The following is a 26303-nucleotide window of genomic DNA, read 5'->3' on the forward strand; positions in this document are numbered from 1 at the left end:
CGAGGCGGTGACCGACACATCCCGACGGCTGGTGGTCAGGCCGCGGACCGTCGTCGCCATCCGGCGACGAGGGCTGTCACATATTGCGACTTCATCTTGTCTTGATGACGAAAGAAGTTCTTGATCGTCTATAAACGGTGAGGTTTCCCATGAGCGCCGACCACTCGCACCACATCGAGAATCCCAACGCGACCACACCGCCGCCCCAGATCGACATGATCGGCTCGGTGCCCAACGCACGGCAGATCCCCGACGGCGCCGAGGCGATGACCATCCTCGTCACCCTCCCGCCGGGCTGCGAGGGCGCCCCGCCGCACCGCCACTCCGGCCCGGCGTACGGCTACGTCATCAAGGGTTCGATGGTCTTCGAACTGGAGGGCGAGCCGGCGCGTGTCCTCAAGGCCGGCGAGACCTTCTGGGAGCCGGGCGGCGACGTCATCCACTACCAGGACGGCAACGCCCTCACCGACGCCGAGTCCCAGTTCGTCGTGACGATGTTCTGCGCCCCCGGCCAGCCGATGCTCATCCCGGTCAGCGCGGAGGAACTCGAGGAGCGGAAGGACCGTCGCGCGCCTCGCGCCTGACCGCAGCGAGGGCGTGGGGATCCTGCGGATCCTGCACCAGGCAGCGGGCTCGGTGGGGACGCCGAGCCCGCTCTGCATTGTCCGGTACAACCCAGCGCATGCTGCGGGACTCGGCCACGCGCAGCGCGTCGGCGAGGCGGATGCCGACGTAGCGGACCTCGGCAGGAACTGAGCGAGCGCGGCCTGGTCGTCACGGTGCGCGGCAAGGGATCCTACGTAGTCGAACGGCCGACTGCGGACACCCAGGAAGAGACCGAATCGAACATCTGAAGAGGCCGCGCATTGTGTCGCGCGGCCTCTTCGGCTGGCTTCGGGCGGGGTCGAGTACCTGAGGGCCGTGGGTTCCGCCAACGGGATGGATGGTTCTGAGGCCGTGCGGTTGTTCTATGCCTCACTCAAAGGCGATTCGAAGCTGGTGAGTTCCGCGATGTTGTGGAGGATCGCGCGGTATTGCACGCGTCGTTCCACCGCGGTGGTGCTCAGGCCCGTGACGGTGGCGTCGCCAGGGCGTTGCGCAGCCCCTTCAGCGAACTGCTGGACTTGTTCAGGAGTTTCATGAAATGGGCGAGTGCACCGCCGTCCACGACCAGTCGGTCAGCCATGCGACGTCCCGCCGCCCGGAAAGCCGACCGCGGTCGGCTGCCCGGCCTTCATCGTGGTCGTGGCGTGTGCTTCGCTGCGGCGCGCGTGCGGCAGTGCTCGACGACGACAACGGCGGTGGCGGCGGTTCAAGAGCGGACTCCCCCGTGAGTCAGTAATTCGTCAAGGGAATCCCACGTTGTCTTCAAGGGCTCCGGTTCGCCAGCGCGAACGACCCCGCGGATGCGTGTATCGCGGGGCCGACGGGGCGCGTTGGGGATGGCGTCGCGATGTGCTCAATCGGCGGAGGTGCGTCGGTGGCTGCCCGTCCGGGGGCGTCCAGCCACGTGCCGGTGTACCTCGCTGTCGGACTCCTCGGTGACGACCGCGAGCCACGATCCGTCGTTGAACCGGATACGCAGCCGATCGCTCGTGTACTGCCCGGCGAAAGGATCCTCGACCACCGCTTCCGCGGCCGGAATCACGGTGGCGACCTGAATCCGCGCCTCCTGCCGAATGGCGACGCGCTTGGGCGGGGCCGCGAGGACGATGTGGTCCTGGGCCAGGACGAGGAGTCGGTTGTGGTGTGACGAGCGGCTGTACCAGCGGAGCAGGAACTGGCCGGCGGCACCGTTCCAGTCGCCGTCGAAGGTCTTGTCGAGACCGAGATCGACTATGGCCTCGTCTCGGCGCTTCTCATCGAGTTTCGCGGCGCGATGCCGTTCTTGTTCGCCGGTGGTCGACAGCATGCGCTTCAGAGCCTCCTCGCCATCGGAGAGGAGACTCAGCAACGTGATGACGCACAGCACGGGCGCGCCCAGAGCGACACCGAGCATGCCGAGTGGCCTGATGAAGGCAGGACGAAGGGGCGCCGATCCGGCCGCCCGGTGCACCTCGGTGGGCGGTTCGGGGATCTTGCCGATCCTGCACCAGACGGCACACTCGGCGGGGACACCGAGACGACTCTGTACCCGTTCGGTCAGGCTTATCCTGCCCATCTGCGGTGGCATTCCCTTCCAGCCGGTGATTCACGGCTTGAGTTTGCTGGACCCTGACGTCCTGGTCGATGCCGAGGCAGCCGTCAACCCGGCGACACCGACCCAGTGACGCTTCACGCCCTGCACTGAATGGCCTTCGTCTGCACCTTGACGTTCTCCGCGGTCCACAGGCCCTTGGCCTCCAGGGACGCCGCCATGACGATCTCGAAGTAGTAGTAGTCCTTGTCGCTGGGACTCGTCTTGAGGATCCTCTTGGACTTGACTTCCTTGCCGTAGAACTTCGAGTCGTCGTCACAGAAGGAGACGGACGCGCGCTGACCGTCGGCAGCCAGGTCGACCTTGCCCCGCGAGTAACGCTGGACTCCGGTGACGGTCCAGCCGCCGTCGAGGTACTGCTTGATCTGCGTCTTGGCGTAGGACTGAGCCGTACTGCCGACTGTGGAGCAGAACTTGTACGCGGCGTCCTCCGGGTCCTGCAGGACGACGCCGTAGTTGATGGCACGCACGAAGTTCTCCGCGTCACCCAGAGCCGCCGCCTCTTTGGCATCAGCGATTGACGGCTTGGATTTCCTGAACGGTGATGTCCTGAGTGGTCCCGAAGGTGCCGTCGGGCAGGTCTCCTCCCGCGCCGCCGGTACCCGTCCAGGAGACCTTCCAGGTGATCGTCGCCCGAAGCTTGAAGACGCCGTCACCGGAAGAGTGCAGGTACCTGATTCCGCAGGGCGGCGTTTTGTTTGCGTCTCCCTTGGCGTAGGCCTCGCCGATGGAGTTGTCGGCGTTCATGGCGCACTCGCCGGAGGCGGGGAAGGTCTCGGCATCCGCAGTGCCTGGTTCGAGCTTGAGGGCGACGGGCTTCGCAGTGGTAGTGGCCTGGATGCCGAAACCGGGCACGTTGATGGCCGCCGTGGCCTGGACCTCGTCGAAGACGGCCTTGTCGAGCCAGGCCCATGTCGGCAGGTTCACTTTGGTGGTGGCCTCGGGCGCGAGGGTCACCTTGGTGTCGGGAAGCTGCATGCGCTGGTACGCGAGGGCGGCGAGGATCTCCGGCTTGACGGCCTCTTCGTACTGGGCCGGCGGGGCCTTGCCGTTGTCGACCCAGAAGGGGAGGTCGTTGCACGAGCTCCGCTTGAGTATGTCGGGTTCATCGGGATTCTCGACGGCGGCCCAGAACATCCCCTTGCCGTCGTTCTCGACGTTGTAGTCCTTGTAGCCGGGGGTGTTGGTCCAGCCGTACCCGTCCTCATAGTGGCGCTGCATCTCGCCGATCGCCGCGCCCGCGGTGCCGCCCATACCGGGCGTGTTCTTGGCGCTCTCGATCTCCCCGGACATCTTCTTCTTGAAGTCCTCGGCACCGAGGTAGGGGGCGTACCAGCAGGGCGGGGGCGTCCAGTTGACGTCCGACGACGTTACGTTGCCGGTGCTGCCGTCCTTGGTTACGGCGCCGGAGTACTGGATTTTGGCGGCGGCGTAGATGCCGGAGTTGTCTCTACCGCCTGTTTGTTCCTTGTCGGAACCTGTGGTGTTGCCCGGCTCCTCTGCTGCGTGGGCTGGCTCCGCGAGGGCGAGGGCGCCGAAGGCCAACGTCAGGGCGGCCGTGCCGGTGGTGAGGGTCGTGCGCAGTGACCTGCTCACTGGCACTTCGCCGCCTTCGCCTCGACGTACACCTTCGACGCCTGCCATAGGGCCTCGCCTGTGGGGAACTTGACCATGATGATCTTGAAAAAGTCGTAGTCCGCGATGCTGGGAGCGCTCTTCAGGACCTTCCCGGTCTTGACCTCTTTGCTGTAGAACTTGCTGGAGTCCACGCAGAAGTCGACCTCCACCGAACTGCCGTTGGAGGCGGACCGGGTGGTGGCGTCGTAGTGACGCCTGGTCCCGATGGCCGTCCAGTCGCCGTCGAGCCTGCTGCTGATCTGTGCCTTTGCGTAACGCAGTCCATCGCCCGTGGAGTAGGTAGTCACGGCTGCGGTCTTCGTCGTGCGCTTGTCGATGCCTTGGTAGATGGCGCGGACGTAGTTCGCCGCGTCCTCCATCGCCGCCGCCTCGTTCTTGTCCTTCGGCTTGTCCCAGTCGAAGACCAGGTTCATGTCCTTGGGCAGGGACACGTCCACGCCGTCCGGCTTGTCCGCTGCCGGTGCGCCCGAAGCGGATGCCGAAGCCGTTGGCGTCTTCGTACCCTGGTCGGACCCGGCGATCTTGCCGTTGTCGCTGGCCTTGTCGTCCCCGCTGCCGCAGGCGGTCAACAGCAGTGCTGCGGTTGCCGCCACCGCGGCAGCGGCGGGCAAAGTACGGCGCTTCACAGTGAACTCCCCGTGAGACAAAAGTCCATTCAAGAGGTCTGACGGTATCGGGGCGGTTCTCGGTTTCGCCAGCGCGAACTTCACTGTGAGTGGGGACAATTCTGGGCGTATGGGGTGCTCGAAGGTGTGACCTGAATCCTGATCGTGCCTGAACGGGCGGCGGCACCAGGCGTGTTGGTGCGCACCGCCCAGGGCGCGTGAGGTGCGAGTTCCGTTTCGCTATCGCTGTGCTGTGCATCTCGCGCAGGCGCACGGAGGGTGTGCCGACGTGTACGGCTCCGGTTCGATCCGACCCTCGGTCAGAAGCGGACGGGGTCCCCCTCGTCATCCGGTAGGACCAGGCGCATGCCTCGGGACTCGGCGACGCGCAGCGTGTCATTGAGGCACTCGGCGAGCCGGATGCCGGCGTAGCGGACCTCGGTGTAAGGCGACATCGGGTCGTCCAGCACCCGGCGGGCTCGGTCGAGGACGTCGGTGCTGGTTGCGAGCTGGGCGGCCTCCAGGTCGTCGGCGAGGCGGGAAAGGTATCCGCCGCTGTTGTCCGTGACCAGGTAGGAGGGCTTGCCTTCCGGGGTGGGCCAGGGAAGGAGGCGGGGGGCTGCTGGGGTGTGCAGATGGCTGCTTGCGGTCCCGCTTGCGCGACTGTCTGCCTGTTCCATCACGCTGCCACCTCCGGCGCGCCGATCACGTGCTGGTCGAGGTCGATTCCGAAGTCGGCGGCGAGTACGAGGGCAAGGCGGCGGCGCTGCTGGAGAGCGGCCTCACGCTCGTGGGCGGTGAGGTAGGGACGGACGAGGGCGGACTCGGCCCCGTCGAGATGAGCGGCCAGGCCGTACGGCGACCGGTGGCTGGAGAGATGCGGGGGCTCGGCGGTGAGAGGGCAGCGTACGAGGGTGAGGTGGACGTGGGGGAAGGGAGGGCGGCGGCGCCGTTTCCCGGTGCCGGGGGCGAAGAGGAGGCGGAGCCATTGGAGGGCGCGGGGGATAAGGTCGTGCATGTCGACGCTCCTTGTCAGCGTTGGCCATGCCCCCGGGCCGTTCCAGCGGTCGCGGGGGTCTTTTCTTCCCTACCGTAGAGCACTGGTAGATACCTGTCTATAGCTATGTACTTAAAGGGGTTGCTATGCGTGTAGCTCTGCCCCTACGTACAGTCTGGCCGTGTTCGAATTTGATCCCACCAGGCCCAAGTGGCAGCAGATCGCGGAGGTGGTCCGGGAGAGGATCGCCAACGGCGAGTACCCCGTGCGCGGACTTATCTCAGAAGTGAAGCTGGAGCAGGAGTTCGGGGTGTCTCGTGTGACCGTGCGCAAGGCCACCGCCGCTCTGCGGGGGGAAGGCCTCATCACCACGACGCCGGGCATGGGATCGTTCGTCGCGGAGCCCTGACGACGGGTGATGGCGAGTTTTCGTGGTAGGCGCGGGCGGGTGGCCGTACCTTTCGAGTTCGGAAACCTCGGGGCCTCGGACGCGACGGAGTGCCCCAAGATCGAACTTCCTTACGGTAAAGACTTCGCCAGGTGGGTGGGTGGGGTTCGCGTGATCGTGGGTTCGCCGAGGTGAACGGCAGCGGGGTAGCCGGCCGGGAGTATCCGTGCTTTTTTGTCGCACTTTGCGTTCGGTCGGCTGTGCGAGGTGGGGCGATAGTCCTGTGCTAGGTGCCGCCCCTGCGGCCCCCGCCACGGCCGGATCTGGCACGGTCGCGGCTTGTAACGTGTGTGCTGCAATGAGGGTGGCCGGCAGTCGTCGTGCTCGCGACAAGCAGTAGGCTCCGACGGTCGCATTGCAGAAGCGACGGCGCACTACGGCAACGCATTCTGGGTTATTGGGGGATACCAGACATGTCCAAGGGCGATCTCGTCCTGAGCCTCGCCGGGCTCGACGACCTGGCCGGTCAACTGCGGTCGATCAAGCAACGCATGGACGACACCGGGCAGGTCGACCGGAAGCTGGGCAACGGAGAGCTGGGATCGAGCGCGGCTTTTGACGCGATGGAAGATTTCATGCACGGCTGGAAGGACGGCCGTAAAGAGATCGACGTCGGCCTTGAGAACGTAGCGAAGATGGCCCAGGGGATCGTCGACCAGATGACCAAGCTCGACGCCGATCTCCGCAACGAGCTTCGCAAGCACGAGAAGGAGGGCAAGGGTGGACACTGAGGCTCCCCTTGCTGATCAGCCCACGGCCGAGAATCCGTTCGCCGGAGCGGCCCAGGGGGACGTCATCGGCATCAACATCCAAGTCCCCAGCACCTGGTACGAATTCGACGTCCATCCGGCCACCGTGAACCGCTCCATCCGTGAAGTGGTGGCGGAACGGGTCAAGCAGAGGCCTGAACTGGCCGAGCATCAGGCCGATCTGGTCAGGACCCTGAAGAAGGTGGCCCGCGAGGCCCGGAAGAGCAACGTCGTCTACTCCGGCTCCATGTGCGAGATCGTCGACGACGAGCCGATGGTCGCCAGCCTCACGGTCAGCGTGAGGGCGGCGGTGAACGAGACCACGGGCGAGACCGCCACGACCGGACTCGACACGCTCATGGGCGTCCTCACACCGATCGAGCCCGGCCGCCGACCCACGGACCCATGGCGTCGCGTGCATCTCGTGGAACTGCCGGACGCAGGCCAGGCCGCGCGTACCGAAGGCATCGAGGACATCGAGATCCCCGACGACAACCGCAGCTACCGCGCCGTGATGATGCAGACCCTCATCCCCTTCCCGGGTAGCGACCCGAAGGTCGCCGTCATCAGCGCCAGCACACCCCAACTGGCTCTGGTCGAGCCCATGCTGGAGCTCTTCGATCTCATCACCAGCACCTTCCGCTTCGTTTACCGCGCCGACCTCGACACGGAGAGCTGAGCCCCATGGTCCGCCCCACCGACTGGCACAACCTCGATCTGCATGACGACCCGACGCCCGGCGATCCGCACGAGGTCAAGCTCCAGGGGCAGCGGTACAAGACTTTCGTCGAAGACGTCGCCACGGTACTCAGGGGCATGCGTTCCGCCTCGAAGGACTCCGTCCTCAAGGAGTCGGCCGGCAAGGCCATGGATGCCTTCAAGGAGCAGATCGGCAAGCTGCCCGGCCAGCTGCAGAAGCTGCACGACTCGTACGAGCTGGTCTCAGGCGCCTTGCTGACCTACGCAGGGAACCTGGAACACGCCCAGACCACGGCGGATCACGCACTCGCCAAGGCTCGGATACTGCGCGGCGACCTGTCCAAGGCGCAGTCCCGGCTGGCCGGCGCCACCACGGCGGCAAACAGCGCCAAGTCCGCGCAGGACAAGCTCGACAACCCCACTGAAAGCGCGCCCGCACCGGACCCGGAGAAGGTCCGTAAGGCTACACGCGATGCTCAGCACGCCAACGAGCATCAGAAGGCGGCGCAGGGTCAGGTTGACAGCCTCAACGCTCAGTTGGCGGAGCTGAGGACCAAGGCGGAGAACGCTGGCAAGGACCAGGACAAGGCCGCGACGAAGCTCGTCCACGACATCCACAGCGCTTCCGACGCCGGGATTCACAACAAGAAGTGGTACGAGAAGGTCGGGGACTGGATTGCAGACAACTGGGACGGCTTTGTTACCGTCTGCAAGGTCTTTGTTGCCGTCGCCGGTATTCTGCTGCTCTTTTTCGGCGGTCCGATATTCGCCTTGATCGTCCTGGCTGCAGCCTTGATCGTACTGGCCGACACGATTGCGAAGTTCGCCCAGGGGAAGGCCGGCTGGGGAGACGTTCTCTTTGCGGTACTGGATTGTATCCCGGTGGTGGGCAAGTTGGCCATGTTGGCGAAAGCCGGCCGACTTGTGAAGGGGATCAGTATGGCTATCAAGGTCAGGAAGGCGGAGGTCGCCTGCGCCCGCCTGATCAAGCTGTGGCATATGGGCGAGGACCTCAAGGGATTCCGAAAGGTCGGTTTCGCATTCGCCAAGGGGGAGTTCAAGAACACGCTCAAGGATGCCTTGAACGGTGGCTGGGGGGATGTCAAGAAGAACGCTCTGGGCAACGCCGTCAGTAACGCCATCGGTGTGGGCACCGGCTCGCTCGTGAGTAAGGGCTTCAATAAGATCGGGCAGACCATGTACAAGAACAGCGTGATGAACATGACGCGTCGCCAATATGGAGCGCTAGGTATGACCTTGACCGGGAAAACCCCTATGGGGGCAGCTGTCGTGGGCGCTACTCAGGGATTTCTCACGAGCATCACCAAAGCCACGGTCAACAGCGCGTTCTTTGGAGCCAAGTTTGATACCACCGGCGTATTTATGGACACGGTTGGGGGCTACGGCGACACTGGTGTGGGATACAAGCCCGGCATTTTGTCTGCTAGGGCTGCTTTTAGTAGGTGATCTGTGCCTTCGCTTCATTGAACCGCGTTAGAGATTCTTTCACTTGGACGCGGAAGTCGATGTACCGATCGGAGCCGTCCGCCGTCTTTTCGATGTACCTCGTGGGCTCAGTGACACGTCCGAGGAGGCTGCCCGTCAGTTGCTGAGCCGCCGTCCAGATGGCGGTGGCCGTGGACTGTGGCGGTGAATTGTCGATGACCGTCCAGCGATGGCTGATCGTCATGCGACCGTCCTTGAGTTTGAACTTCAGCGGCAGTCCGATTATGGAGCACTTGAATGTGCCGCGTCCGCGCTGCAGCAGCTCGCTCACACCGTCGAGCAGATCGACCAGTGCTGGGAAGAGGATGATCCCCACGCCGCCGTCTGCGTGGCGAGGGTTCCGTGAAGTGGCACTTCCTGAACTTCCCTTGACGTCGATATGCCCCTGAAACATTCCGTCGAGTACATCATCTTGATCGTCGAGTGCGGTGTACAGGAATTCAGGCATGGGAATCGCACCTTGTTGTCATCGGATTTCTCTGGACCGCTCGGCAAGCGATGGCTAGTGGGCGATTCCAGCCGCTTGCGCCTGTTGCCAAGAAGCTTCGTCCACTCCATTCGGGCGCCCGCTGCTGAGCGGCGGGTGCTTGGGGCGCACGGCAATCAACTCGCGTTGCCCTCGCGGTGTGATCACTATGCCGAAGCGGGGGTCTCCGGCGAGCGCGAATCCCTGGTCTCGGGCTTCGGTCATGGCGGCCCGCCACTGCTTACCGAGTCCATATCGCAGTGCGACGACACTGACCCTCTGGTTTGAGGCATCCGGATCGGGGAGTTGAAAGTGTGCGATGTCCCCGGAATGAACGCTCTTGAGCGGCGCATGGTCCTGCCAGGCGTAGACCGACAGGATGCCCTTCATCTGCTTGACGTGTGACCGGCGGCGTTCCGACAGTCCGATTCCAACAGCCGACACAAGGACCAGCGGAACGATGACGTAGACGGGGAGTGACCCGCCGACCAGTGACTCCCACAAAAGTGTGGCCACCACGAAGAAACCCGGTAGGGAGAGGCTCCAAAAGGTCAGAGCAGTGGTGGACCGCCGTAGCGTACGCTGCCACGCGCGCAATGTATCCGGATCATCGAAGGCGGTGCGAGGCGTTTCGTCCCCCATGCGGTGAACCCTCCCGACAGCTGGCTGATTGTTCCCGTACGCCGCCGGCTTGACGGAATCGGCAAGCTGTTCGCGCGACAGGCCGACGGTATCAGGAGGGTGGTGTTCCGCCGGCTGGGGTGAACGTGGCTATGAGACCGGCGTGGGGGTCTGTCTATGCCTCGTCCAAGGGCGATTCGCAGCTGGTGAGCTCCGCGGTGTTGTGCAGGATCGGACGGTATCGGGCACGTCGTTCCACCGCTGTGGCGCTCAGTGTGAGGACCGCCATGCGCCTGTGATCCGGGTGGGGGTAGGCGTGGATCTGGGGAAGTGGGATGGGTGAAAGGCTGGATAGGGATGGTGCGCGCGTGCTCTCATCCATGGCCGTCGGTCCGCTGGGCAGGTCCAGGTACTCGACATGGGCAAGGTGCTCGGCTGTAGCCACCGTTTGTGCCGCGCCTCACCGAACGTGGGGCCCCGGCGATGTTCCGCCACGACACGGTGAAGAGAAAGTGCAGAGTGCCACCATCCCCTCCCGCGACGTGCTCGCGGGGGACGGCGCCCACCTCCCGTAGGGCGCGCCGGAGCTGTTGACACGCCTTGCCGGCTCCACCGATTCGCAGCGCGGCAGTCGGCTGCCTTCGGGCGTCTGGGCTGGCCGATCCGCCCACGGTGCGTCTCCTTCGGTCAGGCTGCCGTCAGCCGGAGGAGCAGGGCCTCACCCTCCAGGGAAGTCAGACGGCACCAGGAGCCGTCCGTGAAGGTGATCCTGAAGTCCCGCTTGCCGACGCTGAACGGGCGCCGCTCGACCGTGGCGACCGTGTCCAGGTCCGTCTCCCAGAGGATTTCCTCCCATGGTTCCCTGGGGTCCTGCAGCCCGCCGAGCACCAGCAGCCGGCGGTCGGTCACGACCAGGTGCGTGACGTCCGTGTCGGGGCGGCGGGCCGGGTCGAGCTCCCAGGGGAGGGTACGGGCGATCGTGCCGAGGGCGGCCCACAGCACCGGGAAGTCCTTCTCCTCGTTCTCCGGGTCCTCGCTGTTGCCGAGGGAGTCCGAGCCGCCGGGGCCGCCGCTCGGGGTGTTACTTCCTGAGGCCACGACCAGCACGAAGAGCCCGATGAGGAACGCGGCCGTCAGCACGGCCCAGGCGATGGGCCCGAATCTCGACCTCAACCGATACGTCGGGCCTGCCGGCCAGCCCGTCAACTCGTTCTGTATGTCCCGCCGTTCGGGGTCGCGGAACCAGCGCCGCCCCTGGACCCGGTGCGCCGCGCCCGTTGCGAAGGACACCGGTGCACGTGCCACGAGTTCCTCGCCCGCGGGCGGCTTCCAGGCATGGCGTTGCGGCACGGTCACGGTCTGGTGTCCCCCTGTGTCATTCACGGCAGCGAACCTTCACCCGGCCGGGTGATCCTACTCGGACGGTTCCTTCGGCGACCGCCGTGGCGACGGCGCCGGCCCTCGCGTGCTCCGGGCGGCGACCGCGGCGGCGGCCATGGCGACGACCATGGCGTGGGGCGGGTGGCGCGGCGTGAGCAATTCGTGCAGGCCTCATGGGCGCGTGGTGACGGTCGCAAGCGCGGACCGTGCGTGGATGGGGAGTTCGGGATTCGCCGGCGCACAGTTCGGCCTGCTGCCGTGTCCCCGTATTCCCAACCGTCGCACAGGTCACCGGCGTTGCAGATCGCAACGACGATTTCGGTGAGGTCAAGGAGTCCGGGCGCGCCTTGAGGGGCTTATGTGCGGCTGATACGGTGCGATCGCTTGACACTCACCCCCCGGCCGAGTATTCGGCCGAGTCGGGATGGGTTGGTGTGGAGTGTCCGCTTTCGAATTATTGATAAGCGTTGACAGAGTTTCAGATTTCTTGACAGACATGTCTTGGGTGTAACGGGGAGCGGTTGCGTGAAGATCCAGGAGCGTACGGGGGCGGGCGCCGGTCGTTCCGCCGGTCCGGCTCAGCCTTCGGCCGGTGACCGGCTTCCCACCGCCCCCCGGGAGCGCAAGCCCGCGCTGGCGGCGCTCGCGGTCCTGCTGATCCTGCTCGGTGCGCTCGGTGCGACGACGCTCGTGCTGCAGGCCGGCAACCGGATCGAGGTCATCAAGATCACCCAGGACATCCCCGCCGGGGCCTCGGTGACCAAGGACGACGTGACCTCCGTGCTGGTCGCGGACGACAGCAGCATCCACTACATCAAGTGGACCCAGTTGGACGCCCTGAAGAAGCTGAAGGCGGTCAGCACCATCCCCGCCGGTGCCGTCGCCGTCGGCGAGATGTTCGGCAGCGGTTCCACGCTCGCCGCAGGCAAGGCCACCGTCGGCCTCTCCCTCAAGGAGGGCCAGTACCCGGCCGGGCTCAAGGTGGGTGACGTCGTCGCCGCCTACCGCGTCAGCAGCAACGGCTCGACGACCACCGGCAGTTCATCGGGTACCTCGTCGTCCGGGGGCAGCTCCCCGATCGTCGGTCAGGCCAAGGTCAGCTACGTGCCGGACGGCAAGAGCAGCAGCGACTTCGTCAGCAGCACCAACCTGGCCGTCACGCTCACCGTGAACAGTGACGCCGCCGCCGCGCTGGCCCAGGCCGCCGCGACCGGCTCGGTCGCCCTCGTTCTCGTACCCGGCAACTAGAAGGCGGCCTCCACCCCATGGCGCTCATCGCAATCGCCGCCGACAAGGGTTCCCCCGGCGTCACCACCGCGGCCGTCGCGCTGGCCGCGGTCTGGCCGCGCCGGGTCCTGCTCGCCGAGGCCGACCCGGCCGGCGGCGACCTCGTCTACCGCAGTGCCGCCGCGCACGGCGGACCGCTCAACCCCAACACAGGCATGCTGTCCATTGCCGCTACGGCGCGACGTGGACTCGTGCCCGATCAACTCTGGGACCATGTCCAGCCGTTGAGCGGCGGGCTGGAGGTGCTGGTCGGGCTCGGGATCGCCGAGCACGCCGCCGGTCTCGCGGGGCTGTGGCCCACCCTCGGGCACGCCTTCGCCGCCCTCGCCGACTCCCCGAACACCCCCGCCGACGTCATCGCCGACTGCGGACGGATCAGCGGCGACACCCCGGCCGTGGAGATGTTCCCGCACGCCGCGCTCGTGCTGCTCGTCTCGCGCACCGAACCCGAGGCGCTCGCCCGGGTCCGGGACCGGGCCGGTGCCCTCGCGCAGAAGCTGCACGGCGGTCCGCGCGGTGCCGCCGCCCTCGCGACCCCGCTGATCGGTGTCGTCCTGATCGCCGACCCGTCGAGCTCCGGCAAGCTGGTCAACCAGGTCAACGACATGCTCGTACACGCCCAGACGGGTGCCCGCGTGGTCGGCACCATCGCCGACGACCCGGCCGGAGCCGACCAGTTGGCCGGCCGCAAGCGCGGGCGCCTCGACAAGTCCCTGCTCATCCGCTCGGCCCGCAAGGTCACCGCCGACCTCCACCAGCAGTACGGCGCCTCCTGGACCGTACCGACGCAGGCGCCCCACGCGGGGGCCGGCCGATGACGGCTGTCGACCACCAGTTGGTCAAGCGGTTCCGGCAGGACGCCGGCGACCGGATCGCCGAGCAGCGCCGGCAGGACCAGGCGTCCGGTGTGACGCCGATGTCCACCGAGGACGAACGGCAGTACGCCCGCGCGGTCATAGCCCAGATCCTGGAGGAGTACGCCCGCGCGGAGATCAACGCCGGGCGCACCCCGCTCGACGCGGAGACCGAGGAGCAGTACGCCGCCGCCGTGCACGCGGCGCTGTTCGGCGTGGGGCGGCTGCAGCCGCTGCTCGACAACCCGGACGTCGAGAACATCGACATCAACGGGAGCGACCAGGTCTTCGTCGGCTACAGCGACGGACGGGAGGTCAAGGGGGACCCCGTCGCGGAGACCGACGAGGAGCTCATCGAGCTCATCCAGGTGCTCGGTGCGTACTCGGGACTGTCGTCCCGCCCGTTCGACTCCGCCAACCCGCAGCTCGACCTGCGGCTGCCCGACGGATCGCGGCTGTCGGCCGTCATGGACGTGACCCGGCGCCCCGCGCTCTCCATCCGGCGTGCCCGCATGGGCAAGGTCTTCATCTCCGACCTGGTCGGCAACGGCACACTGACGCCCGAGGTCGCGCACTTCATGGCCTGCGCGGTCCGCGCCCGCAAGAACATCATGATCGCGGGTGCGACGAACGCCGGTAAGACGACGCTGCTGCGAGCGCTGGCCAATGAGATCCCGCCGCACGAGCGGCTCATCACCGTCGAACGGGCGCTGGAGCTCGGGCTCGACACCTTCCACGACCTGCACCCCAACGTGGTCGCGTTCGAGGAGCGGTTGCCCAACTCGGAGGGCCAGGGTGCCATCGCCATGGCCGAGTTGGTCCGCCGGTCGCTCCGCATGAACCCCTCCCGGGTCATCGTCGGCGAGGTCCTCGGCGACGAGATCGTGACCATGCTGAACGCGATGTCGCAGGGCAACGACGGTTCGCTGTCCACGATCCACGCCAACAGCTCCAGCGAAGTGTTCAACCGTATTTCCACCTACGCGCTCCAGGCCTCCGAGCGGCTGCCCATCGAGGCCAGCCAGATGCTGATCGCGGGCGCGGTGAACTTCGTCGTCTTCATCCAGCGGCGCAACAACTACCAGACCGGCGGCCGCCTCCAACGCATGGTCACCTCCGTCCGCGAGGTCAACGGCGTCGACGGCCGGGTGCTGTCCAGCGAGGTGTTCGCGGAGGCACACGACGGCCGGGTCGTACCGCATGCGCCCATAGCCTGCCTGGAGGACCTGATGGCCTACGGCTACCAGCCGCACGGGTCCTGGGGGTGACGTGACATGAACCTGGACTCCCTGGGCTCCATGGGCGGACTCTTCTCCACCTCGGTCCTCTACGCCCTCGGCTGCGGACTCGCCGTCGGCGGCGGACTCGCGCTGCTGGTCCTGGCGATCCGCGGCCTGCCCGCCAAGCCCGACCACGAGAAGCAGAAGGCCAACGAACGGGCCGCCGAGCTCATCCGGTTCGCCGGCCGGCGCGGTTCCCTCGCGGCCATCATCGGCCTCGCCGTACTGCTGCTGACCCGCTGGGCGGTGGCCGGTGTCGCCGCCGGTGTCCTCGTCTTCTTCTGGGACAAGCTGTTCGGCGGCGCCGGTGAGGAACGCGCCGCGATGAAGCGGGTGGAGGCCCTCGCCTCCTGGACCGAGTCGCTGCGCGACACGATCGCCGGAGCGGTCGGCCTGGAGCAGGCCATCCCCGCCTCGGCACGGGCCTCGGCACCGATCCTGCGGCCGCATCTCGACGCCCTCGTCGACCGGCTGCGCTCCCGCACCCCGCTGCCCGACGCGCTCCAGCACCTCGCCGACGAGATCAACGACGCCTCGGCCGACATCATCGTGGCCGCGCTCATCCTCAACGCCCGCCTCCGCGGCCCCGGTCTGCGCCAGGTACTGGGCGCGCTGGCCAAGTCGGCTCGCGAGGAGGTCGACATGCGCCAGCGCGTGATGGCCCAACGCGCCTCCACCCGGCGCTCGGTGCAGATCGTCGTCGCCGTGTCGATCGCGTTCGTCCTCGGCCTCTCCGTCTTCAACCGCGAGTTCGTGGCGCCGTACGGCACCGCCGTCGGACAGCTCGTACTCGCCCTGGTCTGCGGTCTGTTCGCGCTCGGCTTCTGGTGGCTGCGCAAGCTGTCCACCATCGAGACGCCGGAACGGTTCCTGGTCCGCGACCAGTCGTCCGTGCAGTTCGTACGGCCGCCCCGCACCGCGCCCGGACAGCCGGGACAGGCCGGACAGCCGGGGCAGCCCGGTCAGCAGACGCTGCCCACCGAGGAAGGGGCACGCCGATGAGTCTCACGATGCCGATCGTCGTCGGCGTGATCCTGGGTCTGGGCGTCTACGCCCTGATCCGCGCCCTGATGCCGGCCAAGCGCAGCGCGGTCGCCCAGGTCGCCCGGATCGACGCGATGCGGGCGCGCGGTGCCGCGTACGAGTCCGCCCGGCAGAAGCAGGAGACCGGCAGGTTCGGCTCGCTGCGCGCCGAAGTCGGCGAGCGCGTCGCCGACTTCTACCGGCAGCAGGGCTGGGAACAGCGTTCGCTCCGCGCCGACCTCGCCGTCCTCGACCGCAGCTGGGAGAAGTTCCTGGCGACCAAGGTCCTGCTCGCCGCGGCCGGCCTGATCTTCGGCCCTTTCCTGTTCGCCGTCGTCTACACGATGGGCTTCGGCCGCAGCCCGGTCATCCCGGTCTGGCTGGCCCTGGTCTGCGCGGCCCTGTTCTTCTTCCTGCCCGACCTGGAGGTACGACGGGACGCGGCCGACAAGCGCCGGGACCTGAGGCGGGTCATCGGGGCCTACCTCGACCTGGTCTCGATGAGCCTCGCCGGCGGCCGCGGCCTGCCCGAGGCCCTGATGGCGGCCGCCGAGGTCTCCGACGGCTGGGCCAACCAGCGCATCCGCAACGCCCTCGCCGACGCCCGTATCACCGGCGTCAGCCAGTGGCAGGCGCTGGGCGCGCTCGGCGAGGAACTGGGCGTGGAGGAGCTCAAGGACCTCTCCGCCTCCCTCGCCCTGGTCGCGGACGACGGCGCCAAGGTCCGTGAGTCCCTCGCCTCCCGCGCCGAGACCATGCGCCACCGCGAACTCGCCGAGATCGAGGGCAGCGCGGGCGAGAAGTCCCAGTCGATGCTCGTCGCCCAGCTGCTGCTGTGCGCCGGCTTCCTGGTTTTCCTGATCTTCCCGGCGGCGATGCGGGTGTTCCAGGTGGGCTGATGTTCTGTGTTCCGGACGAGCTGATTCGAGAACCTTCGCCAACTGCTGTATCGAGAGGACAAGTCATCATGAACCGACGGAACTTCAGCACCGGGATCCCGGCGATGGACTTCCTGGTCACCTTCCTGCAGGGCCGTGTGCAGCGGGCCCGCTCCGGCGAACTGGACCGCGGTGCCTCCGCCGTCGAGTGGGTCATCATCTCCGCGGTCGTCGTCGCGATCGTCGGTGTGGTGGCCGCCATCATCAACGCCGCGCTGAGCGACGGCGCCAACAAGGTCGGCGACTGCATCAAGGGCGCCAGCGCGAGCAAGACCTGCTGAGCGGGCGGACGTACGACGACGGGGTGACGGGGGTGACGGGGTGACGACGGGGATGTCTGTGGGCGGCGTGGGCAGCGTGGGCGTTGTGGGCAGCGGCCTGCGCGGCTGGGTGCGCCGCCGGGCGGCCGCCGCGCGCGGCGACTCGGGCGACTCGGGCATGACGGCCATCGAGTTCGTGTTCCTCACCCCCGTCCTCTTCTTCATGATCTTCGCGACCGTGCAGTTCGCGCTGTACTTCTTCGCGGACCACGTGGCCCAGGCGGCGGCCCAGGCGGGCGCCCGCAAGGCCCGCGCCACCGCCGACGCGGAGCCCGGCGCCTGGCGCGGCGAGGCGCAGGACGTGGTCGACTCCTACATCAGCCAACTCGGGCCGCAGCTGGTGCTGGCGCCCGATGTGAAGATGCTCCAGCCGGAACAGAACACGGTCGGCGTCGAGATCTCGGCCCGTATCCCGACGGTGTTCCCGGGCCTGGACCTGACGGTGCACGCACAGTCGTCGGGGCCGGTGGAGCGGTTCGTGGAGGACAAGAACTAGATGTCCTCCCCGCAGTACTCCGCTCAGGAAAGAACCCCGGACGACCGGGGGTTGTCGACCGTCGAGGTCGTCATCCTCGCCCCGGTGATGATCCTCTTCATCCTCGTCCTGGTCGCCTTCGGTCAACTCGTCAACGGGCGGGGCGCGATCGACGGCGCCGCGCGTGACGCGGCCCGCGCCGGCTCCATCCAGAAGGACCACGCCACGGCCATGTCGGAGGCCCAGAAGGCCGCCGACGCGGACCTGTCGGACGTCTGCTCCGGCCCGGTCTCCGTCGTACAGACCAGCGAGGGCTTCGCGCCCGACACCATCTTCACGGTCGAGGTGAGCTGCGAGGTCCGGGGCCTGGCCATGCTGGGCCTGGACATCCCGACCACCCTCTCCGCGAGCTTCTCCTCACCGCTCGACCCGTTCCGGAGGTCGGCGTGAGCATCGCACTGCTACGCACCTGGTGGGCCGCGCGCCGGCTCCGCATGGACGACCGGGGCTCGGGCGCGGGCGCGGTCATCATCTTCGCCCTGGTCTTCCTGTCGTTGTCCGCCTTCGTCATCGACGGCGGCCTGTCCATCTCCAAGCGCGAACGGGCCGCCGACATCGCGGAGCAGGCGGCCCGTTACGCGGCCCAGGACATCGACAAGGAAGCGCTGTACGAGAACCAGGGCGCCGCGCCGATCAACTTCCAGGACTGCGACGCCCGGGTGAAGACCTTCGCCCGCGAGATGGACATGTCCACCGCGGACATCGCGGGCACGCACTGCACCGCCGCCGATGCCCAACAGGTCCAGGTCGAGGTCCAGTTGACCTACGAGCCGGTCTTCACGGGCATGTTCTACGGCGGTGCGATCGTGGTGCACGGTGAGGCGACCGCCGAGAACGAGGTCGGCTGACGGTCACCACCGGCCCGACGGCTGCTACCGCTGCTTCGGGACTCGCCCGTCGCGGTTGCCGGTTGCATTGCCGTTGTCGTTCCCGCCGTTCGTCTTGCCGTTCGTCTTGCCGTTCGTCCTGCCTTTCGCCTTGTCGGCGTTGTCGCCGTGCGGGGGCGGGCAGTCGTCGTCGGGCGGGGTGACCGGGGCCGGGGTGGGGTCGTCGGCCGGCGGGGTGTCCACGGGAGTCGGGTCCGTCGGCCCGGCGGGGGGCGTGGGGTCCTCCGACGGGGCAGGGGGCGTGGGTTCCGCCGGGGGAGAGGGGTCCGGGTCCGCGGGCTGGGACGGCGACGGTTCGGACGGTGACGGCTCGGCCGTCACGGGCGGAGCGGTGCCGCCGCCGCCATCCCCGTCCCCGTTCCCGCTTCCGGAGGCCGTCCCGCCCGGATCCGGTGTGGCCGGAGCTCCGTCCGACGGCGGCGACACGACCGTACGGACTCCGTCGCCCGTACCCCCGGAACCACCCGGGGCCGCTCCTTCGCCGCTGCCCTCCCCGGCCTTGACGGCCACCGCCACCGGCGTCGTGGCGGGCGACTCCTCCGGCGCCACCGGCCCGGTCACCGGCACCTTGCCCACCGGTGCGTCGGCGACCGGCGTTCGCTGGCTCGGTAGGGAGGGGGACTGACCCGGGCCGAGGACGAGCACCAGCGCGGCCGCCCCCGCCACCACGGCGCCGGCCGCGACCGCGACGGGCGTCTTCGTCCCGCCGACGGTGGTGGCCTGCCGTATCCCGTGCAGCAGCCCGCTGCCGTGGCCGCCGGCCGAGGCCCCGGCCGCGGTCAGGGTGAGCAGGAACTTGCCGGCCGTACCGCCGACCGCGAACACCAGCAGTGCCGGGCCGACGAGCGCGGGGAGCCGGTCGTTGGCGCTCATCAGCGCGGCGAGCCGGGACCGGCAGTCGTCGCAGGTGTCCACATGACCGAGCAGCCGGTCGGACTGACGTTCCGTCGCGGTGCCGCGCACATACGCCGGCATCCGGCTCACATGGACCTGGCAGGCGGGGTCGTCCGGGGCGCCGGTCTGGGTGCCGAGGAAGGCCTGTCGCATGCCCTCCCGGGCGCGGTGCAGCAGGACGGCGGTGGCACCCTCCTTGGTGCCCAGCTGCGGCCCGATCTGCGCGAGCGGCTGTCCCTCGGCCTCGGCCAGCCAGAGGGCCTTGACCCACCGTTCGGGCAACTGGGCCAGTACGCGCACCAGCAGATCGACGGAGGAGACCTGTTCGGCGGGGTCGTCGCCGTGGCGGCCGGGCTCGGCGGGATCGTCGCCGCCCTGCGGGTCCCTGGGCGTCTCGCGGGCCCCCTTGGCCGTGGCGATGGCGAGATGCCGGACGGTCGTCGTCAGATACGCGGACACGTTGTCGATCTCGTGCCCCTCGGCCAGCCGTCGCCAGACCCGGAAGTGCGCCTCGGCGACGAGATCTTCGGCGACCCAGGTGTTACGGGTGAGCGAGCGCGCGTACGCGACGAGCCGCGGCTGCTGTTCCTCGTAGATCCGGGCGTAGGCGGTCGTGCTGATCACTGCAGAGGAACCGTCGTGCATGGCGGAACGCTCCAGTTGCCGGCTGTGGGGCGGGGAAGGGGTTTGTCAGGGTAGATGGCAAAACTTTCAAGCACAGTTTCAAGCACATAAGAAAGTGATACAAGTCACTCAAGTTGCTTGCGTTTCCCGCGTAATGAGGCCGCCGACGGCTGCTCTCACTTCTACGACGGCCCCACCGCACCCCCGGAGAAGACCCGTGCCCATCACGCTCGAGCAGCCCACCGGCGCCCGCCTGCTCACCGCCGACGAACAGGAGGTGGCGGTGCCCGCGACCCTCCGCTACACCTCGGCCGACCCGCAGGCCGTGCACTTCGTCTTCCCGCCGTGGATCTCGCTGGACGGCGAGGAGGTCACCTGGACCTTCGCACGAGCCCTGCTGGAGGAGGGCCTGGCGGGCCCGGCCGCGCTCGGCAACGTACAGGTGCGGCCCTACGGCGACGCCCGCACGGTCGTCGAACTCCGGGCGCAGGAGGGCGTGGCGGCGATCAGCTTCGCCACGTCCGCCCTGACCCGCTTCCTGCTGTCGTCGCTCCGCGTCAGCGGTTGACGGACTGGATCTCCTGGACGGTGATCTCCTGGGTCTCGCCGAAGACCCCGTCGGGCAGGTCGCCGCCGCTGCCGTCGGAACCGCGCCAGCTGATCCGCCAGGTGACGGAGGCCGTCAGCCGGTACGGCGTGCCGTGCGTGGCCCGCAGGTAGCGAACGCCGCACGGCGGGTCCTCGTCCCCGTCGCCGGGCCGGTACTCCGCCCCGATCGAACCGTCGTTGCCGATCGTGCAGTCGCCCGAGGCGGGAAACGTCTCGGCGTCACTCGTGCCCGGGTCGAGGTGCAGGGCGACGGGCTCGGCGGTGGTCTCCGCCCACAGCCCCGTGCCGGGCAGCTCGGCGCGGACCTTGACCTCCTGGAAGCGGCCCTTGTCCAGCCAGGCCCAGGTCGGCAGGTTGACGGTGGACCTGGCCGCCGGCTTCAGCTCGACCGAGGTGGTGGGCACCTTGATCCTGTTGTAGGCGTAGTCGGCGAGGGTCTCGGGGGTGGGCGCGTCCGGGTCGTCGGGGACCTGGCCGGCCGGGACCCAGAACATCAGCTTGCTGCAACGCGCGGTGTTCTCGATGGAATTGATCCCGTCCGGAGCGACACCGCGCCAGAAATAGCCGTCCTTGCCGAGGTTGTAGTTCTTGTAGCCGGCGACGCTCTGCGGCTCGGTGAAGATGGTGACGGAGTCCTTGCCGTCCTTGAAGTGGCCGGTCCAGAGCTGCGTTCCGCTCCACCAGTCGCGCATACCGGCGTCGCCGACACCGTCGTTCTCGGCGAAGTCCTTCAGCTGGGCGGGGGTGAACACCGGCTCGTACCAGCACGGCGGCGGCTTCCAGTTCACGTCCGTGGACGAGACGGTGCCCAGCCTGCCGCCGCTCGGACCGCTGATCCGGGTGACCTCGATACGGGAGTGACCCGCCGACGCGGAGAGCTGGTTGCCCTTGGCCTCGCCACGTGTGCCGGTGCCCTCGTCCCCGATCGCGACGGCGGGCGTGGCGCCGAGCAGGGCCACGGCGAGCGAGCCGGCGAGTACGGATATGCCGCGCCGGTGCGGCCTCACCGGGAGCACCCGCCCCGCGTCGAGTGGACGGACGTGTTCTGCCAGACGCCCTGGGCGTTCTTCGCCATCGAGACCGTGTAGACGACATAGGGGTTCGTGCCCGCGGGACTGCCCGTTTCCTTGCCCGTCTTCCGGTTCTTCGTGTACGCCTTGCTCTCGTCCGTGCAGTAGCTGACGGATGCTCCCCTCCCGCCGCTCCCCACGACGGCCTTGGGGCCGAAGACGGGCAGCCTGCCCATGACGGTGAGGTCCTTGTCCGTGTACGTCTTGATCCACGCCTTGGTCTGCGGGGCGACGCCCGCGCTGTCGTAGAAGGTGACGGCCGTGCTGTCGGGGTTGTCCGCGATGATCGCCGCGTACCCCGCCCTGAGTTCTTCCCTGGCGTCGTCGAGCACCGCCTGCTTCACCGCGTCGGCGCTCGTCCAGTTCTCGAACGTCAACCGGAAACTGCTCGGCAGGCTGATCGCCGGGCGCTTGACTCCGGACGCGGCCGACGACGCAGAGGCGGACGCGGCCGCGGACGGGCCGCCGGACCCGGTGTCCGCGCCTTTGATGTCGCCCGTCCCGGCACCGCTGTCACCGCCGCTGCCGCCGCAGGCGGTCAGCAGCAGGGCCGTGGTGGCCGTCAGTGTGGTGAGGGGCAGGGTACGGCGGGCCACGGTCGAGTCTCCCCCGGAGTTCGTCATGTGTGCAGCTGGGAACGAAGCTATCAGCGGGGTGTGACGGTCCCTCGGGTGCTCCTGGGGGGTTGTGTGGGGTGTGTGGAGGGGTGGTGTGTGGGCGCGGTGACGGTAACTCCGGCCAACTGGGCCTCGATTGACGAAACGGCGGAAACCGGGCGGCCGTTCGCCGTTCTCCCCCCTTCGACGGTGTCGGTGCCAGTCAATAGGATCGTCAAGGGGACCTCGATAGGCTCGATGCGCCCCCGGCCCACCCCTTCCACACACGACGACCCAGGACACCCGCCATGGCGCGACGCAGCACATCAAGCTCGACGGGAAGACCGACGGGGAATCCGTCGGGTCCGCGGAACCGGACCCCGCAGCCGGTGCGGGTACGTCGGCGTACGTTCGGGGACTTCGTCAAGGCGTTCCTCGCCTTCGTCGCGCTGCTCGTGCTCGTCGTCGGTGTCCCCGGGGCCCTCGCCGTGACGGTCGGCTGGCCGCTGCCGCACAGCGCGCCCAGCATGGAGTGGCTGTCGCAGCCGATCGGCGTCGAGACGTTCCTGAACGCCCTGACGGCCGTCGTCTGGCTGGCCTGGGCCCAGTTCACGGCCTGTGTGCTGGTCGAGGTCAAGGCGGCCGTCTCCGGTGTCGGCCTGCCCAGCCGCGTCCCCGGCGCCGGCCCCAGCCAGCTGCTCGCACGGCAGCTCGTCGCCGCGCTGCTGCTCGTCGGCGCCACCGCCGCCAGCCTCACCCCGGGCCTCTCGCAGCTCGGCCACAGCCTGGAGGGCAACCAGAAGGGCACGGTCGCCGCCGCCCAGGCGACCCCCGGCATCCTCGCCCAGCAGCAGGAGCAGGCGAAGAGCACCGCCGCCGCCCTCGCCGAACAGGCCAGCCACGTCGCGGCCCAGGCCGAACACGGCTCCACCGCCACCCACGGGGCGACGAAGTACTACCGGATCCAGCCCCCCGAGGGCCGCCACCACGACTCCCTGTGGGAGATAGCGCAACGCCACCTCGGCGACGGCCGCCGCTACAAGGAGATCTACGAGCTCAACAAGGACCGCATCCAGCCCGACGGCTCCCGCCTCTCCGAGGCCAGCCTCATCCGCCCCGGCTGGATCATGGAGATGCCCGGCGACGCGCACGGCGGCGAACTCGTCGAGAACCCCGACGCACACGTCTCCCCGGAGGTCCGGCAGCAGATCGGCGACTACGCGAAGACCGGCGACATCGCCCAGCACCAGCAGCAGCACCAGGAGCAGGGCGGCGGGCAGCACGCGGACCAGGACGGCGCCACCGCCCAGATCACCGTGCCGAGCCAGCGCGCGGCCGGCGGCACCGCCACTCCCGCGACGCACGCGCAGGAGTCCGGCGCCAACTCCTCCAGCCAGTCCTCCGCTCATTCCTCCGGTCACTCCTTCGGTCTGCCCGAGGCCCTCCTCGGAGCCCCCCTGCTCGCCGCCGGCCTGCTCGCCGCCCTCGGCCGCCGGCGCCGGCAGGCCCTGTGGCAGTCGGCGCTCGGTGCCGTCGGCGGCCGGCGCGGCATGGAGCCGCCGACCCCGACCGGCGACGCCCAGGACGTGCAGGACGCGCTGCTGGTGGGCGCGGACCCGGAGGGCGTACGGCTGCTCGACCGGTCGCTTCGCGCCCTGGCCGCCGCCCTGACCGCAGAGTCCCGCTCGCTGCCCGTCGTCTACGCGGCCTGGCTCAGCCACGGCGATCTGCATCTGCAACTCGCCCAGCCGGCCGGTAAACCCCCGGCGCCCTGGCAGCTGGGCCAGGACCAGACGTTCTGGACGCTGTCCCGCACGGACGCCGAGCAGTACGAGGACACCGACGCGGCCGCGCCCTACCCCGGTCTGGTCAGCCTCGGCACCATGGACGACTCGCGGCTGCTGCTCAACCTGGAGGCCGTGCCCGGCATCGTCTCGCTGAGCGGCCGGGAGGCCGACCGGGCCGCCGTGTTCGCCTCCGTCGCCGCCGAACTCGCCACCAACGGCTGGTCGGACCGGATGACCATCACCCTCGTCGGCTTCGGCGCGGACCTCACCCCGCTCGCCCCCAACCGGCTGCGCCATCTCGACGACGTGGAGGCGCTGTTCGAGACGATGGCAGCCGAGACCCGGCAGCGGCGCGGCGCGTTGGGCGCCGCCGGGCACGACTCGGTCCTCACCGGCCGCACCGGCCCGGTCCAGCACACCCGTTGGGCCCCGCACCTGGTGCTGCTCGCCACCCAGCCGTCCGCCGAGGACGCGTTGCGGCTCGCCGAACTCGCCGCCGACGCCGCCCGGCTGGGCATCGGCTACATGGTCGGCAGCGAGAACGACGACCTGCCCGGCGCCGCCTGGGCGATGGAGGTCACCCCGGACGGCAGGCTGCTCGCCCCGCTCCTCGGCCTCGAACTCCAGGCCCAGCTGCTGCCCGCCGTGCAACAGCGCGCGGTCGTCGAGCTGTTCGTGGAGGCCGACCCCGAGCACGACCCGGAGGGGCCGACCAACACCCCGCCGTTCCTAGTGGACATCAGCGAACAGGGCCGCCCCGCGGTGTACGCGCGGCTCGTCGGGCCGTACGAGATCATCGGCCTGGACACCCCGGACGGGGACCGCAGCGCCCTGCTCCACGAGGCCCTGGCCCTGCTGCTCCTGCACCGCGAGGGTGTGCACCCGCGTGTGCTGTCGTCCGCGCTGTGGCCGCGCGGGGTGACGGAGGACGTCCGTGACGCCCTCCTGGACCGGCTGCGCGGCTGGCTCGGCACCGACCCCGACGGCAGCGCGCGCCTGCGGACGGACGGGACCGGCCGGCTCGTGCTCGCCAAGACGGTCGTCTCCGACCTGGACGTCCTGCGCTCCCTCTATCACGAGGCCACCCAGGGCAAGGGTGTCGAGAGCCGCGCGGTCCGTGGCCGCCTCCTCACCGACGCACTCGTCCTCGTCCGCGGACCGCTGCTCGCCGACCGCGCGGAGGGCCGCTACCGCTGGCTCACCCACGAGATCATCGACGCCCAGCTTCCGCTGCTGGTCGCCGACATCGGTCTCGCCCTGTCCGCGTTCCACCTGGAGAAGGACCGCGCGGAGAAGGCGATCGAGGCGCTCGGCGCGGCGCTGCGGACCGCCCCGGCCGACGAGCGCCTCTGGCACGAGCTGCTGCGGGCCACCCACGCCACCGGCGACCCGGACCGGGTCCGCGCCCTCGCCGCCGACCTGATCGCCCGCAGCGGGGCGCGCGGCCTGCCCCCGCGCACCGAGGCCCTGCTCGACGAGCTCCTCCCGACCTGGCGCGACGGCGCCGCCGCCACGGGATGACCGCCCTGGACCTCGCCCTGCCGGCCGCCGCCGCCCTCTGGGGCACGGCGGCCGGCGCCCTGCTGCCCCGCGCCGCGTACCGCTTCTCGGTACCGGCGGGGGAGGAGTGGCGAAAGGAGTGCCCGGCGAGCCATCCCATCGAGGGATGGCTGGGCCGCACACACTGCCGCGCCTGCGCGACCACCCCCGACGGCGAACCCGCACCTGCCCCCCGCACCCCCCGAGCCACCCCCCTGGCCCTGGCCACCGCTCTCGTCTGTGCGGCCCTCGCCCTCGCCGCCGGCACCCGGCCCGAACTGGCCGTCTGGCTGCTTCTGGCCCCCGTCGGCGTGCTGCTCGCGGTGGTGGACTTCCGCGTTCAGCGGCTCCCCGACCCCCTCACCCTCCCCTTCGCCGCCGCGGCCCTCGCCCTGCTCGGCGTGGCCGCGCTGCTCCCCGAGCACGCCGGTCACTGGCTCACCTCCCTCTACGCGGCCCTCGCCCTCGGTGCCGCCTACTTCGTCCTCTTCCTCGTCAACCCCGGCGGCATGGGCTTCGGCGACGTGAAACTGGCCCTCGGCACGGGCGCCGTCCTCGGCTGGTACGGCTGGCCCACCGTGCTCCTCGGTACCTTCGCCGGTTTCCTGCTGGGCGCCCTGTACGGCGGTGCGCTCGTCGTCGTACGGCGGGCCGGGCGCAAGACGGCGATCGCGTTCGGCCCGTTCCTGATCGCGGGGGCGTTCGCGGGGCTGCTGGCCGGCGCGTACACAGCCTGAGGTCGGGCCGTCCGGAG

General features: G+C 68.9%; 30 protein-coding genes. 17 read left to right on the plus strand and 13 right to left on the minus strand.

Going from position 1 to position 26303, the window contains the following annotated elements; all coding sequences use genetic code 11:
- Positions 1 to 215 precede the first annotated feature (215 nt).
- Entirely contained in the window at positions 216 to 584 is a 369-nt protein-coding gene (locus tag ACIRR9_RS25760; RefSeq protein WP_403756358.1) for a cupin domain-containing protein, read from the plus strand.
- A gap of 479 nt (positions 585 to 1063) precedes the next feature.
- On the opposite strand, the gene ACIRR9_RS25765 is transcribed toward ACIRR9_RS25760, so the two are convergent.
- The 7 genes from ACIRR9_RS25765 to ACIRR9_RS25795 all read right to left on the minus strand — a co-directional run bounded on the left by ACIRR9_RS25765 (position 1064) and on the right by ACIRR9_RS25795 (position 5458).
- Positions 1064 to 1186, minus strand: a complete 123-nt coding sequence (locus ACIRR9_RS25765) for a hypothetical protein (protein ID WP_403756060.1) — start codon at positions 1184 to 1186, stop codon at positions 1064 to 1066.
- A gap of 273 nt (positions 1187 to 1459) precedes the next feature.
- A complete protein-coding gene (locus ACIRR9_RS25770) occupies positions 1460 to 1972 on the minus strand; it encodes a hypothetical protein (protein ID WP_403756063.1) in 513 nt (170 codons plus the stop codon).
- 302 nt (positions 1973 to 2274) lie between these two features.
- Positions 2275 to 2667, minus strand: coding sequence for a hypothetical protein (locus ACIRR9_RS25775; RefSeq protein ID WP_403756066.1), 393 nt, complete (start codon positions 2665 to 2667; stop codon positions 2275 to 2277).
- A gap of 40 nt (positions 2668 to 2707) precedes the next feature.
- On the minus strand, positions 2708 to 3799 hold the full coding sequence (locus ACIRR9_RS25780) for a hypothetical protein (RefSeq protein ID WP_403756069.1): 1092 nt from the start codon (positions 3797 to 3799) through the stop codon (positions 2708 to 2710).
- On the minus strand, positions 3790 to 4461 hold the full coding sequence (locus ACIRR9_RS25785; protein WP_403756072.1) for a hypothetical protein: 672 nt from the start codon (positions 4459 to 4461) through the stop codon (positions 3790 to 3792). Before ACIRR9_RS25785 ends, ACIRR9_RS25780 begins: the two co-directional genes overlap by 10 nt.
- 299 nt (positions 4462 to 4760) lie before the next feature.
- Positions 4761 to 5120, minus strand: a complete 360-nt coding sequence (locus ACIRR9_RS25790; protein ID WP_403756074.1) for a hypothetical protein — start codon at positions 5118 to 5120, stop codon at positions 4761 to 4763.
- A complete protein-coding gene (locus tag ACIRR9_RS25795; protein ID WP_403756076.1) occupies positions 5120 to 5458 on the minus strand; it encodes a hypothetical protein in 339 nt (112 codons plus the stop codon). The genes ACIRR9_RS25790 and ACIRR9_RS25795 overlap by 1 nt, the downstream gene beginning before the upstream one ends.
- 160 nt (positions 5459 to 5618) lie before the next feature.
- On the opposite strand from ACIRR9_RS25795, the gene ACIRR9_RS25800 reads away from it, so the two are divergent.
- The 4 genes from ACIRR9_RS25800 (at position 5619) to ACIRR9_RS25815 (ending at position 8800) form a co-directional block, all read left to right on the plus strand.
- Complete coding sequence (locus ACIRR9_RS25800; protein ID WP_403756079.1) at positions 5619 to 5846, plus strand: GntR family transcriptional regulator; 228 nt, start codon at positions 5619 to 5621, stop codon at positions 5844 to 5846.
- A gap of 452 nt (positions 5847 to 6298) precedes the next feature.
- Positions 6299 to 6616: a hypothetical protein gene (locus ACIRR9_RS25805; RefSeq protein WP_403756082.1), complete on the plus strand. Its 318-nt coding sequence runs from the start codon at positions 6299 to 6301 to the stop codon at positions 6614 to 6616.
- Positions 6606 to 7313 (plus strand): hypothetical protein, encoded by a 708-nt coding sequence (locus ACIRR9_RS25810; RefSeq protein ID WP_403756085.1) that lies wholly within the window; start codon positions 6606 to 6608, stop codon positions 7311 to 7313. Before ACIRR9_RS25805 ends, ACIRR9_RS25810 begins: the two co-directional genes overlap by 11 nt.
- Positions 7314 to 7318: 5 nt before the next feature.
- A complete protein-coding gene (locus ACIRR9_RS25815; RefSeq protein ID WP_403756088.1) occupies positions 7319 to 8800 on the plus strand; it encodes a putative T7SS-secreted protein in 1482 nt (493 codons plus the stop codon).
- Here ACIRR9_RS25815 and ACIRR9_RS25820 read toward each other — a convergent pair.
- From ACIRR9_RS25820 to ACIRR9_RS25830, 3 genes are all read right to left on the minus strand, one after another.
- A complete protein-coding gene (locus ACIRR9_RS25820; protein WP_403756091.1) occupies positions 8790 to 9287 on the minus strand; it encodes a hypothetical protein in 498 nt (165 codons plus the stop codon). The two genes, ACIRR9_RS25815 and ACIRR9_RS25820, sit on opposite strands and share 11 nt — an antisense overlap.
- A 54-nt stretch (positions 9288 to 9341) precedes the next feature.
- On the minus strand, positions 9342 to 9947 hold the full coding sequence (locus ACIRR9_RS25825) for a hypothetical protein (RefSeq protein ID WP_403756094.1): 606 nt from the start codon (positions 9945 to 9947) through the stop codon (positions 9342 to 9344).
- Between the two features lie 666 nt (positions 9948 to 10613).
- Complete coding sequence (locus ACIRR9_RS25830; protein WP_403756097.1) at positions 10614 to 11309, minus strand: hypothetical protein; 696 nt, start codon at positions 11307 to 11309, stop codon at positions 10614 to 10616.
- Between the two features lie 522 nt (positions 11310 to 11831).
- Here ACIRR9_RS25830 and ACIRR9_RS25835 point away from each other — a divergent pair.
- The 9 genes from ACIRR9_RS25835 (at position 11832) to ACIRR9_RS25875 (ending at position 18391) form a co-directional block, all read left to right on the plus strand.
- The gene (locus ACIRR9_RS25835; RefSeq protein ID WP_403756100.1) at positions 11832 to 12554 is read left to right on the plus strand and encodes a hypothetical protein; all 723 of its coding nucleotides are present in this window, start codon (positions 11832 to 11834) and stop codon (positions 12552 to 12554) included.
- Positions 12555 to 12571: 17 nt separating this feature from the next.
- Positions 12572 to 13411: a hypothetical protein gene (locus ACIRR9_RS25840; protein ID WP_403756102.1), complete on the plus strand. Its 840-nt coding sequence runs from the start codon at positions 12572 to 12574 to the stop codon at positions 13409 to 13411.
- Positions 13408 to 14715, plus strand: a complete 1308-nt coding sequence (locus ACIRR9_RS25845; protein WP_316773709.1) for an ATPase, T2SS/T4P/T4SS family — start codon at positions 13408 to 13410, stop codon at positions 14713 to 14715. The genes ACIRR9_RS25840 and ACIRR9_RS25845 overlap by 4 nt, the downstream gene beginning before the upstream one ends.
- A gap of 30 nt (positions 14716 to 14745) precedes the next feature.
- On the plus strand, positions 14746 to 15729 hold the full coding sequence (locus ACIRR9_RS25850; RefSeq protein ID WP_403254843.1) for a type II secretion system F family protein: 984 nt from the start codon (positions 14746 to 14748) through the stop codon (positions 15727 to 15729).
- A complete protein-coding gene (locus tag ACIRR9_RS25855) occupies positions 15726 to 16649 on the plus strand; it encodes a type II secretion system F family protein (protein WP_403756105.1) in 924 nt (307 codons plus the stop codon). Before ACIRR9_RS25850 ends, ACIRR9_RS25855 begins: the two co-directional genes overlap by 4 nt.
- Positions 16650 to 16717: 68 nt before the next feature.
- A complete protein-coding gene (locus tag ACIRR9_RS25860; RefSeq protein WP_316773704.1) occupies positions 16718 to 16969 on the plus strand; it encodes a hypothetical protein in 252 nt (83 codons plus the stop codon).
- A gap of 52 nt (positions 16970 to 17021) precedes the next feature.
- Complete coding sequence (locus ACIRR9_RS25865) at positions 17022 to 17504, plus strand: TadE family protein (protein WP_403254796.1); 483 nt, start codon at positions 17022 to 17024, stop codon at positions 17502 to 17504.
- The gene (locus ACIRR9_RS25870) at positions 17505 to 17933 is read left to right on the plus strand and encodes a TadE/TadG family type IV pilus assembly protein (protein WP_403756109.1); all 429 of its coding nucleotides are present in this window, start codon (positions 17505 to 17507) and stop codon (positions 17931 to 17933) included.
- Between the two features lie 44 nt (positions 17934 to 17977).
- A complete protein-coding gene (locus ACIRR9_RS25875) occupies positions 17978 to 18391 on the plus strand; it encodes a pilus assembly protein TadG-related protein (RefSeq protein ID WP_123981536.1) in 414 nt (137 codons plus the stop codon).
- Between the two features lie 24 nt (positions 18392 to 18415).
- On the opposite strand, the gene ACIRR9_RS25880 is transcribed toward ACIRR9_RS25875, so the two are convergent.
- Entirely contained in the window at positions 18416 to 19948 is a 1533-nt protein-coding gene (locus ACIRR9_RS25880; protein ID WP_403756111.1) for a sigma-70 family RNA polymerase sigma factor, read from the minus strand.
- A gap of 217 nt (positions 19949 to 20165) precedes the next feature.
- Between ACIRR9_RS25880 and ACIRR9_RS25885 the strand changes: the two genes are divergently transcribed.
- Complete coding sequence (locus tag ACIRR9_RS25885) at positions 20166 to 20516, plus strand: SsgA family sporulation/cell division regulator (RefSeq protein ID WP_403756114.1); 351 nt, start codon at positions 20166 to 20168, stop codon at positions 20514 to 20516.
- Here ACIRR9_RS25885 and ACIRR9_RS25890 read toward each other — a convergent pair.
- Both ACIRR9_RS25890 and ACIRR9_RS25895 read right to left on the minus strand, forming a co-directional pair.
- Complete coding sequence (locus ACIRR9_RS25890) at positions 20506 to 21564, minus strand: hypothetical protein (RefSeq protein WP_403756116.1); 1059 nt, start codon at positions 21562 to 21564, stop codon at positions 20506 to 20508. The genes ACIRR9_RS25885 and ACIRR9_RS25890 overlap by 11 nt on opposite strands.
- Entirely contained in the window at positions 21561 to 22250 is a 690-nt protein-coding gene (locus ACIRR9_RS25895; RefSeq protein WP_403756119.1) for a hypothetical protein, read from the minus strand. The genes ACIRR9_RS25890 and ACIRR9_RS25895 overlap by 4 nt, the downstream gene beginning before the upstream one ends.
- A 281-nt stretch (positions 22251 to 22531) precedes the next feature.
- Between ACIRR9_RS25895 and ACIRR9_RS25900 the strand changes: the two genes are divergently transcribed.
- Complete coding sequence (locus tag ACIRR9_RS25900) at positions 22532 to 25531, plus strand: BTAD domain-containing putative transcriptional regulator (RefSeq protein ID WP_403756122.1); 3000 nt, start codon at positions 22532 to 22534, stop codon at positions 25529 to 25531.
- A complete protein-coding gene (locus tag ACIRR9_RS25905) occupies positions 25528 to 26286 on the plus strand; it encodes a prepilin peptidase (RefSeq protein WP_403756125.1) in 759 nt (252 codons plus the stop codon). The genes ACIRR9_RS25900 and ACIRR9_RS25905 overlap by 4 nt, the downstream gene beginning before the upstream one ends.
- Positions 26287 to 26303: the final 17 nt, after the last annotated feature.

The sequence above is a fragment of the Streptomyces sp. NPDC101234 genome, from assembly GCF_044767525.1.
GTDB classification, from domain to species: Bacteria; Actinomycetota; Actinomycetes; order Streptomycetales; family Streptomycetaceae; genus Streptomyces; species Streptomyces sasae.